We start from the raw sequence: 15,740 nt of genomic DNA, 5'->3' as shown, positions 1-15,740 counted from the left end.
GAATTTAAATATGTGAAATTAAACTTAAAATCCAAACTAGGAGAAAGACACCTAGTCCACCACCTACAGCGATTTGTTTAAATTTTTTGTCATATTCTTTGTCAACTAACAGTAAGTATAATGCTGGACCAACAACTGGAACGACCAAAATCAAAAGTGACCAAACCACTTGTTTGATTGTTGTCATATCCTTTTGTTTTGAAAGTCCAAACAATGCCAAAGGTGCCCAAACCATCGTCAAAACGAATGGCAAGTAATACGCATAAGATCCGATAAAGTAGGTCCAAAAACTTGGATTTGCAAAATTTGTTTCCATAATAATACTCCTATTAAGTAATTGACGGTTCAGTCACCGCAGTCATCGCATAACCAGCATATGCTAGTATTGTAAAAAATAATAAAATTCCACCAAACACGACAGTATTCCTGACTACTGGGGAAACTTTTGATTCCTTTGAAAATAGATATACTAATGAACCGATAAACGGTAAAAGTAAAATCATCCAAAAATATTTGTCCACCTTGGCACCTTTCAACGAGAATCGATCCAACATAGCAAGACCTGTCCATGCTGCAAAAATTGCAAATGGTAGAAGGTATCCCATGATGTGGAAATACCATGTTTTTAGTGTCCCTGGAAAATGAACTCTCCAACCAGACGTATACATCTTGTTAGTCTGTGCTTCAAAATCTTTTTGATCGATTTTTGGCAATTCAGCAGAATCAATAAGTCCTTTGTAAGATTCAAACACATCATGTGCAGGCACAATTTTTGTCTGTGCTTCGGCCGGCATATTTGTTTGTGAACCTGGGATTGGTTGATTTTTGTAGGAACCTAAAACAAATTCTTTTAAGTTTGCCTGTACAAAAAGCGCAAGTAGACCAATGCTAGATGACATATCCCCTAGATGTGGGTATCGAATTCCAGAACAAGATTGTAAGGATTCCAACATTGGTGGGCTTGAAACTCCATAAGAATTCCCTTCAAAACAATTTCCAACATTGACTGGTCCACTTAGAGCAATGTCACCTCGTCCGGAATGATACACTTGATTATTTCTCACAATGTTATTATTCGAAATCCAAATGTTTTCATCAATATTCATCGTCACAAGGATTCCATAATTGTTGTGATTAAAAACTAAATTATCTTCGACAATATTTTCCAATGCACCAAGTAAAGCGATACCATTTCCAATCGAAGGGTATTCCAATTTTTTAGAAGGAGCGTTTGTGTTATTGTTATCATAAACAATATTTTTTTTCACAACCATCTGCTTCTGCGGTGGTAACAATTCACGGTCTAAAGTATTTGGACCAATGCCTAATTGATTTTTTCTCCAAATTGATGATAACAAGTAGATATTCCCGCTAGAATTCGTACCTGAATATCCCAGAGCATTATTTTCAGAGACTACATCATGAATAATTGCATTACATGGATTACATTGACCAATATAAAAACCTGAGTCAGGTGATCCAGATGCATACGAGTTTTCAATCAATCCATCAACGGAATCAAATGCATAAACACCATAGTCACCATTGTTATATGCCGTTATGTAAGATCCACGATAACCTTTTACACCTGTCCAATAAACTCCATTGAGAGTTGCATTACGTGTGGTGATATTTTCGACGGCAACACCATCAGCACCAACAACCATTATGCCATTCCCACGTAGGAATTCTCCATCGATGATAGTCAAATTACGATCTTCTCCCCGAATGGTAATAGAAGGAGTTGTAACAGTAACTTCTTCTTTATAAATCCCTTTTGCGACTAAAACAAGATCACCTGGAGAAGCTGCATCAACTGCATTTTGTATCGTTTTATATTGTGAAGGAACCTTTCTTGTCACACCAGTCCACTTTTTGGAAATTTTGGATTTTGATGTATTCGCCTGTGGGTTGTAAGATGCATCGCCTATCACAGCAACACCGGTCATCCCTATTTTACCATCTGGCGACGCATGAAAGGAACAAAAATATGGAAACACTCCTTCTTCTGGAAAAAACACATCAGTATGAGCACCACGAAACATCGCTAAGTTGCCATAAGTGGTTTCCGTTGACCAGTCCTTGTTTATGGAAATTGCATTGTGTGGGTTATTTCCCTCATTCACAAAACGAATTTTCCCACCTTTGAAGGTACGGATCACTGGTGGATGAAAGGCATTGTCCATCATTGTGACATGCACAAATGCCGAGTTAGCCGGGTCTTCTGAGTTGCAAAAATTCAAACCAAAGGTTAAGAACATTGCCAGAAAGATCCCTAAAAATATCTTTTTGGTTTTTTCCATAGTTTTTCCCGAAACGTGAGGTAAACCTCACATTTGGAAAATTTTAGAATTGTGTTAAAACTTTGTCAATGTTAAATCATTGAAAACTGGAAAAATATACCAGAAGTAATGTGCGTAATTCTGCCAAAACCTGTTTTTTCACTGAGTTTTTTTGAGACCGATCGACGATTCTGGTTACGGAATCGACTGATTCAACGATCATAAGTGAAATGTAAAAAGCACGTTTTTTGTTCACTTTCGGAAACATTGCCAAAATTACTTTTTCAGCCAATGACCTTGCAAATCGTTCATTACTTTGAATGTCTAAATCCAATAAAGCTTCGTTTGTGTACAAAATTGAATTGATTAATCGATAACCTTTGACTTCGCTTAACGTTTGTTCAAATGCAATTAATGTAAAATCAACAAATTCAGGTGTGAATTTTTTTGTTTTTTTTAATTCTTTCGTCACCTTTTCAAAAAAGAGGTCATGCATAATCAAATAACTTGCTTCGGCATGTGAATAAATGATGGATTCTTTATTTGGGAAAAATTGGTAAATAGAACCTACAGAGATCCCACTTTTTTCTGCAATTAAATCTGTTGTTAGATCATCATAACCTACTTCACCTAACAACTCAATTGCGGTATCAACAATTTTTTGATATCTTTCTTTGGACCGCTTCTGTTGTGGAACTTTTCTAGGATTGATTTTAGTGTTCATTCTGATCGTAGGGCTACAATAGGACTTAATTTAGCGGCATATTCTGAAGGCCACCATCCAAAAAGAATTCCAATCGATATGGAGAATAAAAATGCAAATCCAATCGAAGGAAAGGATAAAACAATAGTCCATCCAAAGTTTTCTTGAAAAAATAACTCAGCCAAAATTCCAAATAGCAAACCTACAATTCCACTCGTAAGACTTGTAAGAGTAGATTCGATTAAAAATTGGATTCTGAAATCAGATTCTCTTGCACCCAAAGCTTTGCATAAACCGATTTCCTTTGTTTTTTCTTTTACAGACACTAACATTATATTCATGATTCCAATTCCGCCCACAAGAAGTGAAACAGTCGCAAGTGCAATAAGTAAAGTAGACATGGTTTGATTTGTTTCTTCAGTTGTGATCTCTCCAATTGGTTTGGAAAAGTCTTTCTGCAAATGAAACTTCATATTCAGATTGTTTAACAAAAGATTCACTTAACAAATAACTACCTTTGTGTTCTTGTCCTACTTCATTTCGTAGTTTGACCAAGTCACGATTTTTACTTCTTCGGTCTTTGATTTTAAGCGAAAGCTGATGGAGTTCTTTGGCATATAATGCTTGAGAATATGCAGATTTTAATTCAAAACAAATTTTTAATCTAGAATCATTTAAAGTTTGTTTTGCTGCCTGCAATAAAGCTTCTGTTTTTTCAATTCCACTTTTGTCTCGAAATCCTGAAAATAAATTTTGATTTGTGCTAAGTCCAACTGAATATCGATTTACTGCTGTGGGCCGAGACTCTCCTGTATTCGATTGTTGGTTTTGAGAATTGTTACCACTTGCTCCACCACTAATCAATGGATCATTCACCGTACCGGAACCGCTAAAATTGGATGATGATTGGCGTGCTGATGCAAGGACATTGACAGTTGGCAAATAACCTGCATAACTTTTTTCATTTTCGTAGAATGCTTTTTCGTAGTCAGCTTTTAGAGATAAGTATTCAGGATTATACTGAATTACTTTTTGCCATAAATCTTTCAGTTGTATCGGTTTTGTTGTCTCAGCTGTGAGCACAAGACTCAATACAAATCCTATTAACGAAAAAATATTTCTATATTTCACTATATAATAAACCTGGTTTATTCTAAAAAAGTTCCCAGATCTTAGAAAGTTTAATAAAACAATTGGAATTCCTATTTCGAATCACCAACTCCCCGAACTTCCACCTCCACCAAAACTCCCTCCACCCCCGCGAAATCCACCTGAACTTCCACTACTAGACCAACCACCGCTACGACCACTTCCAGACGTGGTTTTAAAACTACTATTACGCATTCTTTTCCTACCGTGAGGTGTTAAAAGATGATAGAGTTTATAAATACCTATTCCTATTGCATATGTCAAAAAGACTGTTGCGCCAACATTGGCTCCATGAATGGCAGTAGGAAATAAACTCCAAAAAGGAAACAAAAAGAAATACACAAACCAACCAATATAAGGTGCGTTTGCTGCAAAATAGGTAAAGATACCCAATACAAATAGAATAAAAAAAGATAAAAAGATTCGCAATACGATTGGCATCTCTTCACTAGCAGGGGAAAGTTCTCCTAAAAAAGAAAGTGGACCTAAATGTGAATAATCTTTTGGTTCGGGCATTTGATACTCACCTTCAATGGTTTTCATTATGATTTTGACTCCGTTTTGAATCCCTACGTCATATTCTCCTTTTTTAAAATATGGTTTTATTTCATTTTCGATGATATACCGGCACATAATATCCGTTAAAGCACCTTCTAATCCATAACCAACTTCGATTCTAATTTTTCTATCTTCTATCGCAACAAGCAACAATACTCCATTGTCTTTACCTTTTTGGCCCAATTTCCAAGTTTCGGCTACCCTTATGGAAAACTCTTCAAGATTTTCCCCTTCTAAAGATGGTATGATATATACAGCAATTTGATTGGAAGTTTTCTTTTCGTGGTCTTTAAGTTGTTTTTCTAAAGCAGCGATAAAATCGGAATGGAGAGTCCATGTTTCATCTGTAACTCTAGCATTTAATTTGGGAACGTCTTTGGAAATTAGGAAGATAGGAAACAAGAAAAGAAAACAAACCAATATCCTTTGCATAGAAGAATATTGGTTTTAGAAAAGATAGTTACAAGAATTTTTTCTTACTTTTGAATCCGTGTGGCACCATAATATGCAGAGATCGGTTTTAAATCTTCAAACCCAATCAAATTAACCTGCCCACCACGTTCTTCATAATCACGTTTAAAACTTTGCAGAAACTCAATTGCTGAAAAACCAATCATCTTCACATTTTCATCAAATTTTACATCGATTCTTTCACCTGGTGAAATTTTGCGAAATAATAACTTCAATGAAATCATATTTGAAAAAAGAAGCGCATGTTTAACATACAATGTGTGAATTTTGTTATTAGATTCTTTTTTGATATCAGCTACAAAAATATAACGAAACTTTACACCAAAATACATTTGGATTAAGATTGCAGTGATGATCCCACAAAACACACCAACCAACAAATCTTCGACAATGGTGATAATCACAGTTACTAAAAAAATAACAATCTGATCCCATCCTTTTTTATACGTTTCCTGGAAGACATGCGGGGATGCTAAACGTAGGCCAACCATAATCAAAATACCTGCAAGTGATGCCAATGGAATTCTGTGGATGAGACCAGGCAATAAAATGATAAACAATAACAAAAACATTCCATGAAAAAAATTGGACCATCGAGTTTTTGCACCATTCTCCATGTTAGCTGATGACCTTACAACTTCTGCGATGATTGGCAAACCACCAATCCATCCAAGGAAAAAATTTCCAACTCCTTTAGCGACAAGTTCCCGATCCATATTTGACTTCCTTCTATATGGATCCGTATTATCTACGGCAGTTGCAGTGAGTAAAGATTCAATACTAGCAATCAGGGCAATTGTGATCACCATCACCCAAAAAATTCCATCTTTCCATCTAGAAAAATTAGGGAACGTAAGTCCTTCATAAACATGGTTTGGTAAATTCACCAATTTCTCAGGACCTATTTTGTAAGTATGATTCAATAAAGTATAAGAATGTTCATCTGCTAAATCAAAAACAAAACCCAAAACTATACCGACAATCACCGCAACTAATGGTGCAGGTAATTTTTTTAATAAAGGTTGTTTTATTTTAGTAAGTAAAGCAATGATAACAATTGCAGAAATTCCAATGATAGCAACTTCTGGATTTACATTCACGATACTTCCAGGAATCTCAAGTAATAATCCCAATATCGATTTTGCATTTGGAGTGATTCCTAGCGCTACATAAAACTGTTTGGATATGATAATGATACCAATTGCCGCCATCATTCCATGAACCACGGAAATTGGAAAATAAACGGTAAGATTCCCTGCCTTCACTAAACCCAATAAAATTTGAATGGCTCCTGCAATAACGATTGCTGCAAGTGTGAGTTCAAAACCTAACTTTGCATCGCCTCCACCTAAAACAAATATTGAATTCAAAACAACTGCAATTAACCCAGCAGCCGGACCATTAATCGTCAAATGAGATCCACTCAAAAGGGAGACAATAAGTCCGCCAACAATCCCAGAAAAAATTCCTGCCATCGGTGGAGCACCAGATGCCAAGGAAATTCCTAGACAAAGTGGCAATGCAATGAGAAAGACAATAAATCCGGACAAAATGTCCGACCGCCAGTTTTCTTTTAAACCAGGTAACCAATCTTTTGGTTTTTCATTGTTCATAGGAAATTTCCTCTCTATTTTTTTTATTTGTTTTTATCTTTAGGATGAGACGTTGATTTTCTGAAATGATTTGGATTCACTCCAGATTGTTTTTTGAATTCTAAATAAAATGCGGACCTCGAGCCAAATCCCGCCATTTTTCCTACTTCTGCCACGTTTAATTCAGGTTTTTCAAGTAAGATACGTTTTGCTTCTTTGATTCTGTACAAGTTTAAAAGAGTCGGAAAATTAAAATTGTATTCTACGTTTATAATTTCACTTAACTGGTGATAGGTTACGCCAAGTTTTTGCGCAATCAATTCCTCATTACAATTTTCATTTAAGTAAATTTTTTCTGATTCCAATAATGATTCTAATTTAATTCTGAATTCTTGTGTATCAATTTTATTTGTAATCGTTCGAAATCTAGTTTTTGTTTTGTCTCTTTTTTCGTAATTTCGCAAAAACAAAAAGCTACCTACAGTTAAAAACGGAAGATAGAATACAGAAGCATATATGAAAAAAGGTTGGTAAGGATAAAAATCAAAATGGAATAATGTCTTTAAAAAAACCAAAAACAAAAACAAAGACCAACTAAAAAAATAACTTCTTTCTTCATCATTTTTATTTGAGAATAGTATTCCATGTGTATTCCGTAAAAAAAACGCAGCTGATCCAAAGATCACTAATACCAAAAAAATTCGATATTCGTAAACTCTTGGCATAAGTGGGATGAATAGGTATAAAAATCCAGAACATGCAGAAGCCCAAAATAATTTTGGATAAGTTAGTGTTTCATTTGTAAATTTTACAAAATTAAATAGATATAAAAAGAATACAAAATGATTAATTGATAGAAATAAATAGTAAGAGTGTTTAATAATATTGTTTTCGTTATCAAAAAGAGAAGCCAGCTCCTTCCCATGAACGGAATATACTAACAGAAAAAACAAAAGGAAATGGAAGAGTATTGATAAATAAACGAATTCTTTTGATTTAATAAATTCAGAAATGGCCCAACCTGCAGATACAAATCCAACCATTAAAAAAAACAGTAATGTCAAAAATCGGAATAAAACAACAAATCGATAACTTGAATTCGAAATCGTCCGAATGGGAAAGTTTAAATTTTCGTTTGCAACAATATAAATGTAAAAGTCTCTAGATTCCCCTGGTTCTAATGAAACATTAAAATGTGGAAATGGAGATAATACACCTAACCAATTTTCCCAAACATAACCGCTGTAAGAATCAATGATCTCTCCTTTTTGATTTTCAGAACACATCTCCGCTGATGGGATATTGATCCACTGGATCAGGACACTAAAGTCGGAAGGGAAGTCCAATTGGTTTTTGATTGTAAAATGCAGCCACTGGCCTTGCGGTTCCCATTTACTCCGGAGTGAATCCTCACTCCTGTTTTGAATCCAGTGGTATTGTTTTAGTTTTTGAATCGAAGAATGGTCACAATTGCTCGGGACAGAACCTTTCAATGGTGCCAAAAATTCCACATCCATACTGATATTTCGCCCGTAAAACGCCTCTGGTTTCCAAAGACAACCTTCCGGAAGCAAAAGGAGTGCCAAAGCTAGGAAAACCCGGTGGATCGTGCGCATGGATTACACCAATTTGGAAAGGAATCTTCCGCAAGGAAGCGAATTCAAGGTCCTCGAAAATCGTTTCGAACGTATTTTTTTGTCCAAAATTATGATTTTGGACAAAATGAATGTCTAAAATCATGACAACAAAGAGGGATAAAAATGGATTTCCATAATGCACTGAACAACATTCTCAACCCACCCGTTTTATTTTTTTTCTTAGGAATGGGTGTCGTATTCTTTAAATCAGATTTACGAATCACTGAAGGTGTCTCAAAATTCCTTTCTTTGTATTTATTATTTTCTATTGGTTTTAAAGGAGGACATGAATTATTTAAATCACCATTTGCCGAAGAACACCTACTCACTCTCATCGCATGTATGTTTATGGCATGTTTTGTACCGGTGTATTCCTACTTTATCTTTCGATTTAAATTGGATCATGCGAACTCAGCAGCCCTCGCCGGCAGTTTTGGATCCATCAGTGCCGTGACATTTGTTACCGCTGGTGCATTTTTGCATAGTTATGGATTTGAATACCAAGGTTTCATTGTAGCAGGTATGGCACTTATGGAATCACCAGCGATTGTCATTGCAGTGATCATAGACCGTTTGGGTAAAAAGAAACAAAATGGAAATCCTAAAGAAAAAATTCAATGGAAACAATTATTACACGAAGCCTTTTTTAGTTCTTCCGTTTATATCTTAATTGGTGCCCTGATTGTTGGTTATTTATCTGGTGAGTCTGGATGGAACACAACAAAACCTTTCACTGAAGATATCTTCAAAGGTTTACTCACATTCTTTTTATTAGACAAAGGAATTGATGCAGCCAAACAAATGCGTGAGTTAAAAAAAGTCGGATTCTTTTTGGTGGGATCTACTCTTATCATCATGTTCATTAACGTAATCATCTCTATCTTTTTGACAAAAATCATCCAAATGCCTATTGGAGATGCGTTAATGTTTGTTGTACTTTGTGCATCTGCATCTTACATTGCGGTCCCTGCGGCAATGAAAGATTCCATCCCTGAAGCAAATCCAAGTATTTATCTAACAGTAGCTTTATCCATTGTATTCCCAATCAATATCATTATTGGAATTCCTGTTTATTTTTATTTTTTAAAGAGCTTTATCGGTAACAATTAATCTCAAACCACCTGATCGGTATAGGAGAAGTAAGGAATGTTCAAGATCAAACAAATCTATCTCTTTGTGAACCTGGTTTACCTGATTTCGTTTTCAACATTGTCAGCTGAGGGAATTGAAAATACGAATCCAGAGAAACCAGTAGAACCAAAACCGTATGTTTCTCCTATGAAAGAAAAGGGTCTGGATCCAGAATTCAATCGCCATATGTTTGTAGAACCTTCTCTCTCTAAACACTCAGCAACGGCAACTCAGTTTTGGTTGAATGATGTATTACGTTTTGGATTGTATCTTCGGCCAAGACAGGAATCTCGTTATAATTTAGATTTCAATGCATCTGACAAAGGTTATATTGATAGAACTCTACAAACTTCATCCTTATATTTTCTCTTTGATCCAAGTCCCTATGTCCAAGCAAAAGTTACATTTCAAGATGCAAGGGTTTGGGGAGGAGAATCACCTGCTTCTTCTGGAGATATTAGGGCAAATTTTTTCAATAATACACCAGATTTATATACAAGAAACCAAACCAACTCTGTCTCATTAAACCAAACGAGCGTTAGGGAAGCATTTGTATTATTAAACAAACTACCTCTCCAATCCAAACTGCAAGTAGGACGCCAAATTTGGTCCTATGGCGACCAAAGGATGATCGGTGGTGGAAATTGGACTGTTAATGGTCTGTCTTTTGACGGAGCTAGACTGATGTTCAATTATGAGACTGTCAAAATTCATTTTTTTATGGCTCGGCCATATTGGACACAAAGTGGACCAAATGGTGTCGCATCAGCAAATGACCCAAAACTCAATTCTTCCGCAAATGGAACAGACACAACTCTACTTGGAACTTACAATAGTTTTACGATCCCTGATTGGGTTACTCTTGATCTTTATAGCATAGGTGTTGTCAGAAAATGGAAAAAAAATCCAACGAACACCATCACAGGGCTTCCGGAAACATCACAAGATGATCCACTTGCCACAAACCGCAGTAAACAAAACCAAAATTTAGTGACTGCAGGTTTTCGACTCACAAATAGGACCAAAGGAAATTTTTTACCAGAAGGTAAAGCTTGGGATGCCACTTGGGAATCTGCGTTCCAATCAGGAACTTCGGGACGCAGGATCCAAGATCCTTATCTCAAAGAATTCCTTCCGAATGAATGGGATAATCTCAAAACGGAAAGAGAAAAATACACAGGTCAAATGCATGTTTTCCAAACTGGTTACACATTCTTCAAAAAACTTAGATTAGGTGGCCAACTGTTATATGCATCTGGCGATAAAAATCGTTCTGATGCATCTCTCTCCACTTTCCAAACTCTTGCCAATCCAAGATTTGGAGTGATCCCTTATTTTAATAGTGTTGCTGGTATTTCTGAAAATATCAACGCACAAAATTTATTATCGAAGTCTGTTAGTTTAAGTTATTCATCAGAATCCTACGGTGAATTCCAAATTACATATTTCCAAAATGATAAAGCAGAAAAACAAGATGCTTGGTATGCCATCAGCGGGGCACCAAATTCAACTTCATCGATTGGAGAAAAAAATCCTTACCCAGTTTCTTCAGACAAAGGTAGTACTGAAAATTATTCCAATAACTCGTATTCGTCGCCATACGCCTTGGGAAAAAGAATTTATACCGAAGTGGATTTGACATGGCATGGGCAAATCAATGATTTTGTTTCCTTATGGTTAGGAGTAGGTTACCTGCAAGCTGGTGATGCCGTCAAAAATTATCGGAACAGCAAAATCCAATACAATACCACCACTCAATCATTTGAATGGAGCCAAAACTATTTGCAAGGTCGAAACCAATTAGCGAAAGAAGCATATATGGCATACGCACAAATCAACGCTGCATTTTAGAAAAATTGTTCGATTTTTCGCTGGATTTACATAGGATGGAAGCAGAATCTGAAATTCATCCATGTTGGACGCTCATCATAAACAAAGAAGGATACGCAATAGCCTCTCTCGTGAGGAAATCCGAGATGTATCCCTTCTCATTTTGAAGGAAGAAGGACTCGAAGGTCTTTCTATGCGTAAAATTGCCAACCGCCTCGGATGTAGCGTGGCAAGCCCCTACTCCTATTATGAAAGCCAAATTGACCTTGTCAAAGATTTGATTCGTACGGGAGAAGATGAGTTACTTTCCATGTTAAAAAAAGCGAGTTCAGAGGTGGATACTGGTTCTGCCTTTGATCAATTGGCAGCCATAGCACGTGCTTACTTTCAATTTGCAAGTAACAACCGTGAACTTCACAAAGTGATGTTTGTGACCGATTATGGAGGAGTCCATAGAAAGGCATTCCCACAACTCCCTAAAAGTTATCGATTTTTTTTGGAAACCGTTCGAATCGGTTTTGATTCAGGAGAAATTCCTTATCCCAAAAATGAATACCCAGCGATTGCCCGTTTGATGTGGAGTTGGATGTATGGTGTGATCGTTTTGGATATGACGGGTATGTTACGAAAAAGAAAAGGGGCAGGAAATCCAATCGAAGAAGGGATTTCCTATTTCAAAAAACTCCTTAAAAAGCAAACAACCTAACTAACGCTTGTTGAGACTTCCATTCCTTCATTATCATCTTCCAATAACACTTCAGATCCAACATGGGATCCATTGTTTATTATCACTTGTTTTTTAGAAAGTTGGTTGAGACGAATGAACTCTGTTTTGATTACAGCCATCACTTCAGTTGTATCATTTACTTGCCAAACAGGTTCTCCCACAGTCAATCGAATGGGTTTGTTTAAATTGTAAGCATCCAAATACAAAGGTACTATTGGTAAGTTATAACGTTTACTCAAAACTACCATACCTGGGTATAATTTTCGAGACTTTCGAAATCCCCGATACCAAGATCCTTCCGGAAAAATCCCAATTCCCAAGTTTCCTCTTTTGATCCGTCTTTGAAAATCTTTAATTGTCACTGGATCAGATTCATTGCGATTGAGTGGAATTAAGTCGATTGATTTTACAATTCCTTTTACCAATTGTTCTTTTCTACGAAGCCATTTTGATTTTCTACCTTTGTTGCTCATACCTGAATCATAACTTGTGAGAGCAGTTGTATAAATTCCGTATCGTTTAAGTACACCACGTATCACAAACGCATCATATGGCATCGTAATGATTTTTAAAAATTTATTTCTTGGTTTGATATGATTCGAAATGAGTATCATCGATTTGCCATTTAACTGGCGTAAAATGAAGTCGTTTTGAATTTCTACTTTTTTGTTTCCGTATTTCAATCTCATGGGTTTTACCACAATCCACATCAATACAAATCCAATAGACCTTCCGACATAATAAAACATATCTTTTCCTCTTAACTGGTATGTGTCTCAAAAACTAATTCGGTTGCAAAAGTTTATCAAAGAATTACGCTACATTTCCAATACGTTTTCGTTTCAATTTGTACATAGATGTTCAGGAAAAATACTGAATTTAAGAATTTGACATTCTCTGTGATCGCAAAAATCTGGAAAATACCTTCTGGGAGGAAACAGGTGGAAATCCTGTGCTGACCCGCAACTGTAATCCAAACATCTGTTTGGTGAGCCAGATCTTCCCCGTAAAGTAATCCTCGCGGTTATGGAACTTTACACACTAAAATCCGAATGACCACCATTTGGAGGATAGGGGCCCCGGAGGCATCGGGGCACCCGAAACAAGTTTTACATTGATGATTTTTGATTTTGGAAATTTTTTTCAGATCAACCATTCTTTGTCATCCGTTGGTCCGGAGTTCCCTAAAATTGAAACTTTAGGAAACGAATATGAAACAAACTTTTATCCGATCATTTGTCCTTCTCGGACTGGTCTTTCAATCAACTGCTTGCCAAATGGAAAAACAAGTTCCACAATCTGATTCAGAACAAAATTTACTTGTAGGTCTACTTGCTGGAAGTGCACTCTCTACTTCTTTTTTACTTGAATACAACGGACAATGGAATGCAGGTTTCAGTTATAACGCAAGTGGCCAACTAACAGGTACTCCTACAGGAAGACTCATTATTGCAACGAACGCTGATGGATCAGGGAGTATCATTTCTGGATTTGAAAAGAATAGTGACTACTTTGGCGGTGGAGATACTACCTATCGAATTTTATCCTTCGATAAATCCACAAGACGTTTGTATTACCAAAATACTCCTGGTGGTAATAACTTTGCCCACTCCACATTTGGTAGAATTGATTACACACCTGTTACCACTTCCGGTTGTGAATTCGGATCCGCAAAATGTTTCTATTTTTGTGAAGCAGTCTCTGGTAAAGCAACATCTGCGGAAGTTTTGAATAGCGCTGTGACTAGTAATCCAACTAATTATGCCACAAATGGATGTGGTGGGTTTACATTTAGCCGTGCACTTTCGAGAACTGAAAACTCAACTTGGACTGGACTTTAAATAGAAATTTTGTACTTTGGAAAGGGAACCACAACAGTGATGAAATCAAACCTAATCTTTATACTTTCATTCCTTACATGTTTGTGGACCTTTTCTTGCAAACCATCAGCCTCATCAAATGACGAAGCCTTGGCAGCCCTCATCCCACTCCTTGGAGCCAGTGCCAATGCAAATGTTTGTCCCAAATCAACTCTCCCGTCTGAAATTTTATTAGCGAATACAATCATAAGTGCAAATGCGAATGTATCTGGATTTTCAGATCCCAGTAAAGCGATCAATGGAGTTTGTGGTGCTGGGGAACTTGTTGGATCTTTAGATGTTTATGCATTAGAAATCACAGGATCTGGAGCCAGTATGATACTCAGTTGGGGTGGCCGAACCGTCAAAAATGTGACAGACTCCATTGACTTCATCGTTTATGACAATAGTTTTCGGATTTCAGGGGATTCCAATACATATGCAATGGACCCTTCAGTCATCCAAGTATCACTTGATGGTTCCAAATATTGCGGTTTTAATCCAAGTTATACGGCTGGTAATATCAACCTAATTGCCAACTGGCAAAAGTTTGGTGGACTTAGACCAGTATTCTACAATATGACCACCAATCCATTGTCAAACGAGGATTTATTCATTAGTACAGGTGGCAATTTCCTTCTTGGTGGTGGTGACGGGTTTGATTTGGATGATTTAGATCCAAATGATCCGAACGATGTCAATTGTGACACGACTACTGCCAATGATATCAAAGCCACTGGTTTTAAATTTATCAAAATCACCTCAGCAAGCAATGTAACCAACCATGCAGACGGCACTAATAAATTCCCATGGCCCCCAGGGAGTTATAATGGAAGTGATATCGACGGAGTTGTGGCTCGAGATTTACAATGAATCCTTAATCATTATGTCAGATGGATTTCTGGATCGAAACCAATCGGAAAAAACAATTCAAAATGGTTCGTATTTCAGTTGACCAATTCTTAAAAAGAGTTCTCTTTTTTAGAACCACTCCTCTGGCGTATTCACTTTGAGCGAAAACCTTTACACACAAAAAATATCCATCCAGGATGAAATGCCTAGGTTATCGGCACAGGCGAACCTCCTAAAGCTCCTTCTCGAGCCATACTTAGATTCCATCGAATACGAAAAAGAAGTAGGAACGGCACTGGATGCTGGTGCAGGCCCGGGAGTTCTCACCAGTTTTCTCATGAAAAAAAATCCCAATCTTAAATGGATGGCATGTGACATCTCCGAGGATATGGTGCAATACTGTAAATTGGTCTATCCAAAAGTAGACTGGAAGGTCTCCGATGTACGTGCCTTGGATTACCCCGACAACCATTTTGATTTTATTTTTAATTCGATGGTCCTCATCCACATCAAAGAACCAGAAAAAGCTTTAAAAGAATTCTACCGAGTGCTAAAACCTGGTGGTAAGGTACTGATCCATTGTCCGAATGACAAATCATTTACTGGGCCTCAGGTTCTTCTCGATATGGTGGCCAAACATGCGACCATCCACCCGGCTGATCGTTTTGTCATGGAGAAAGTTCCCGGAATTATGGAGTCCTTGGGGTTTCAGCTGAAACATAGGACAGACTTCATCGCATCTAATGATGGAAATGATGATAAACCGATTGTCGAATACCCAAAAATTCATTTGGGGATGATGACTGGTTGGTCTATGATGTCTTTTATGGGACATCCAGATGGGATGCAAGAATTGTATTCTAAGTTACAATCCGAGTATATGTCCAATCGTGTGAAATTCACGATCAAATTAGAAACACATTTGTACCAAAAATAAACGGAGGCAAAA

General features: G+C 36.8%; 15 protein-coding genes. 6 read left to right on the top strand and 9 right to left on the bottom strand.

Features of this window, described 5'->3' with window-relative positions; genetic code table 11:
* Nucleotides 1-4 precede the first annotated feature (4 nt).
* From EHQ43_RS05100 to EHQ43_RS05065, 8 genes are all read right to left on the bottom strand, one after another.
* A complete protein-coding gene (locus EHQ43_RS05100) occupies nt 5-316 on the bottom strand; it encodes a PLDc N-terminal domain-containing protein (protein WP_135739822.1) in 312 nt (103 codons plus the stop codon).
* Nucleotides 317-329: 13 nt separating this feature from the next.
* On the bottom strand, nt 330-2,303 hold the full coding sequence (locus tag EHQ43_RS05095; protein ID WP_135770282.1) for a right-handed parallel beta-helix repeat-containing protein: 1,974 nt from the start codon (nt 2,301-2,303) through the stop codon (nt 330-332).
* A gap of 76 nt (nt 2,304-2,379) precedes the next feature.
* Nucleotides 2,380-3,006 carry a TetR/AcrR family transcriptional regulator gene (locus tag EHQ43_RS05090; RefSeq protein ID WP_135770281.1) on the bottom strand — a complete coding sequence of 209 codons (627 nt, stop codon included), beginning with the start codon at nt 3,004-3,006 and terminating at the stop codon, nt 2,380-2,382.
* Complete coding sequence (locus EHQ43_RS05085; protein ID WP_244242645.1) at nt 3,003-3,446, bottom strand: ABC transporter permease; 444 nt, start codon at nt 3,444-3,446, stop codon at nt 3,003-3,005. Before EHQ43_RS05085 ends, EHQ43_RS05090 begins: the two co-directional genes overlap by 4 nt.
* Complete coding sequence (locus EHQ43_RS05080; RefSeq protein ID WP_244242644.1) at nt 3,403-4,116, bottom strand: TolC family protein; 714 nt, start codon at nt 4,114-4,116, stop codon at nt 3,403-3,405. The genes EHQ43_RS05085 and EHQ43_RS05080 overlap by 44 nt, the downstream gene beginning before the upstream one ends.
* A gap of 81 nt (nt 4,117-4,197) precedes the next feature.
* Entirely contained in the window at nt 4,198-5,094 is an 897-nt protein-coding gene (locus tag EHQ43_RS05075; protein WP_244242643.1) for a TPM domain-containing protein, read from the bottom strand.
* A gap of 74 nt (nt 5,095-5,168) precedes the next feature.
* Nucleotides 5,169-6,776, bottom strand: coding sequence for a SulP family inorganic anion transporter (locus EHQ43_RS05070; protein ID WP_135770280.1), 1,608 nt, complete (start codon nt 6,774-6,776; stop codon nt 5,169-5,171).
* A 23-nt stretch (nt 6,777-6,799) separates the two neighbouring features.
* Complete coding sequence (locus EHQ43_RS05065) at nt 6,800-8,371, bottom strand: helix-turn-helix domain-containing protein (RefSeq protein WP_135770279.1); 1,572 nt, start codon at nt 8,369-8,371, stop codon at nt 6,800-6,802.
* Nucleotides 8,372-8,515: 144 nt separating this feature from the next.
* On the opposite strand from EHQ43_RS05065, the gene EHQ43_RS05060 reads away from it, so the two are divergent.
* The 3 genes from EHQ43_RS05060 to EHQ43_RS05050 all read left to right on the top strand — a co-directional run bounded on the left by EHQ43_RS05060 (nt 8,516) and on the right by EHQ43_RS05050 (nt 12,059).
* Nucleotides 8,516-9,502 (top strand): sodium-dependent bicarbonate transport family permease, encoded by a 987-nt coding sequence (locus EHQ43_RS05060; RefSeq protein WP_135739827.1) that lies wholly within the window; start codon nt 8,516-8,518, stop codon nt 9,500-9,502.
* A gap of 36 nt (nt 9,503-9,538) precedes the next feature.
* The gene (locus tag EHQ43_RS05055; RefSeq protein WP_135770278.1) at nt 9,539-11,374 is read left to right on the top strand and encodes an alginate export family protein; all 1,836 of its coding nucleotides are present in this window, start codon (nt 9,539-9,541) and stop codon (nt 11,372-11,374) included.
* 61 nt (nt 11,375-11,435) lie between these two features.
* The gene (locus EHQ43_RS05050; protein WP_135739829.1) at nt 11,436-12,059 is read left to right on the top strand and encodes a TetR/AcrR family transcriptional regulator; all 624 of its coding nucleotides are present in this window, start codon (nt 11,436-11,438) and stop codon (nt 12,057-12,059) included.
* Here the strand turns inward: EHQ43_RS05050 and EHQ43_RS05045 are convergent.
* Nucleotides 12,056-12,829 carry a lysophospholipid acyltransferase family protein gene (locus EHQ43_RS05045; RefSeq protein ID WP_135770277.1) on the bottom strand — a complete coding sequence of 258 codons (774 nt, stop codon included), beginning with the start codon at nt 12,827-12,829 and terminating at the stop codon, nt 12,056-12,058. The genes EHQ43_RS05050 and EHQ43_RS05045 overlap by 4 nt on opposite strands.
* A 462-nt stretch (nt 12,830-13,291) precedes the next feature.
* Here EHQ43_RS05045 and EHQ43_RS05040 point away from each other — a divergent pair, with 462 nt between their 5' ends.
* The 3 genes from EHQ43_RS05040 to EHQ43_RS05030 all read left to right on the top strand — a co-directional run bounded on the left by EHQ43_RS05040 (nt 13,292) and on the right by EHQ43_RS05030 (nt 15,728).
* Nucleotides 13,292-13,921 (top strand): hypothetical protein, encoded by a 630-nt coding sequence (locus tag EHQ43_RS05040; protein WP_135770276.1) that lies wholly within the window; start codon nt 13,292-13,294, stop codon nt 13,919-13,921.
* A 39-nt stretch (nt 13,922-13,960) separates the two neighbouring features.
* Nucleotides 13,961-14,812, top strand: a complete 852-nt coding sequence (locus EHQ43_RS05035) for an LIC_13355 family lipoprotein (RefSeq protein WP_135770275.1) — start codon at nt 13,961-13,963, stop codon at nt 14,810-14,812.
* Between the two features lie 136 nt (nt 14,813-14,948).
* The gene (locus EHQ43_RS05030; RefSeq protein WP_244242642.1) at nt 14,949-15,728 is read left to right on the top strand and encodes a class I SAM-dependent methyltransferase; all 780 of its coding nucleotides are present in this window, start codon (nt 14,949-14,951) and stop codon (nt 15,726-15,728) included.
* The last annotated feature ends 12 nt before the right edge of the window (nt 15,729-15,740 follow it).

Source organism: Leptospira bouyouniensis, from assembly GCF_004769525.1.
GTDB classification, from domain to species: Bacteria; Spirochaetota; Leptospiria; order Leptospirales; family Leptospiraceae; genus Leptospira_A; species Leptospira_A bouyouniensis.
This window is presented reverse-complemented; position numbering and strand designations above follow the sequence as displayed.

Coding starts and splice junctions, on each gene's coding strand:
- EHQ43_RS05070 (WP_135770280.1), bottom strand. CDS start 6,776: ATGAACAATGAAAAACCAAAAGATTGGTTACCTGGTTTAAAAGAAAAC.
- EHQ43_RS05045 (WP_135770277.1), bottom strand. CDS start 12,829: ATGTTTTATTATGTCGGAAGGTCTATTGGATTTGTATTGATGTGGATT.
- EHQ43_RS05040 (WP_135770276.1), top strand. CDS start 13,292: ATGAAACAAACTTTTATCCGATCATTTGTCCTTCTCGGACTGGTCTTT.
- EHQ43_RS05035 (WP_135770275.1), top strand. CDS start 13,961: ATGAAATCAAACCTAATCTTTATACTTTCATTCCTTACATGTTTGTGG.
- EHQ43_RS05090 (WP_135770281.1), bottom strand. CDS start 3,006: ATGAACACTAAAATCAATCCTAGAAAAGTTCCACAACAGAAGCGGTCC.
- EHQ43_RS05050 (WP_135739829.1), top strand. CDS start 11,436: ATGTTGGACGCTCATCATAAACAAAGAAGGATACGCAATAGCCTCTCT.
- EHQ43_RS05100 (WP_135739822.1), bottom strand. CDS start 316: ATGGAAACAAATTTTGCAAATCCAAGTTTTTGGACCTACTTTATCGGA.
- EHQ43_RS05055 (WP_135770278.1), top strand. CDS start 9,539: ATGTTCAAGATCAAACAAATCTATCTCTTTGTGAACCTGGTTTACCTG.
- EHQ43_RS05095 (WP_135770282.1), bottom strand. CDS start 2,303: ATGGAAAAAACCAAAAAGATATTTTTAGGGATCTTTCTGGCAATGTTC.
- EHQ43_RS05060 (WP_135739827.1), top strand. CDS start 8,516: ATGGATTTCCATAATGCACTGAACAACATTCTCAACCCACCCGTTTTA.
- EHQ43_RS05065 (WP_135770279.1), bottom strand. CDS start 8,371: ATGCGCACGATCCACCGGGTTTTCCTAGCTTTGGCACTCCTTTTGCTT.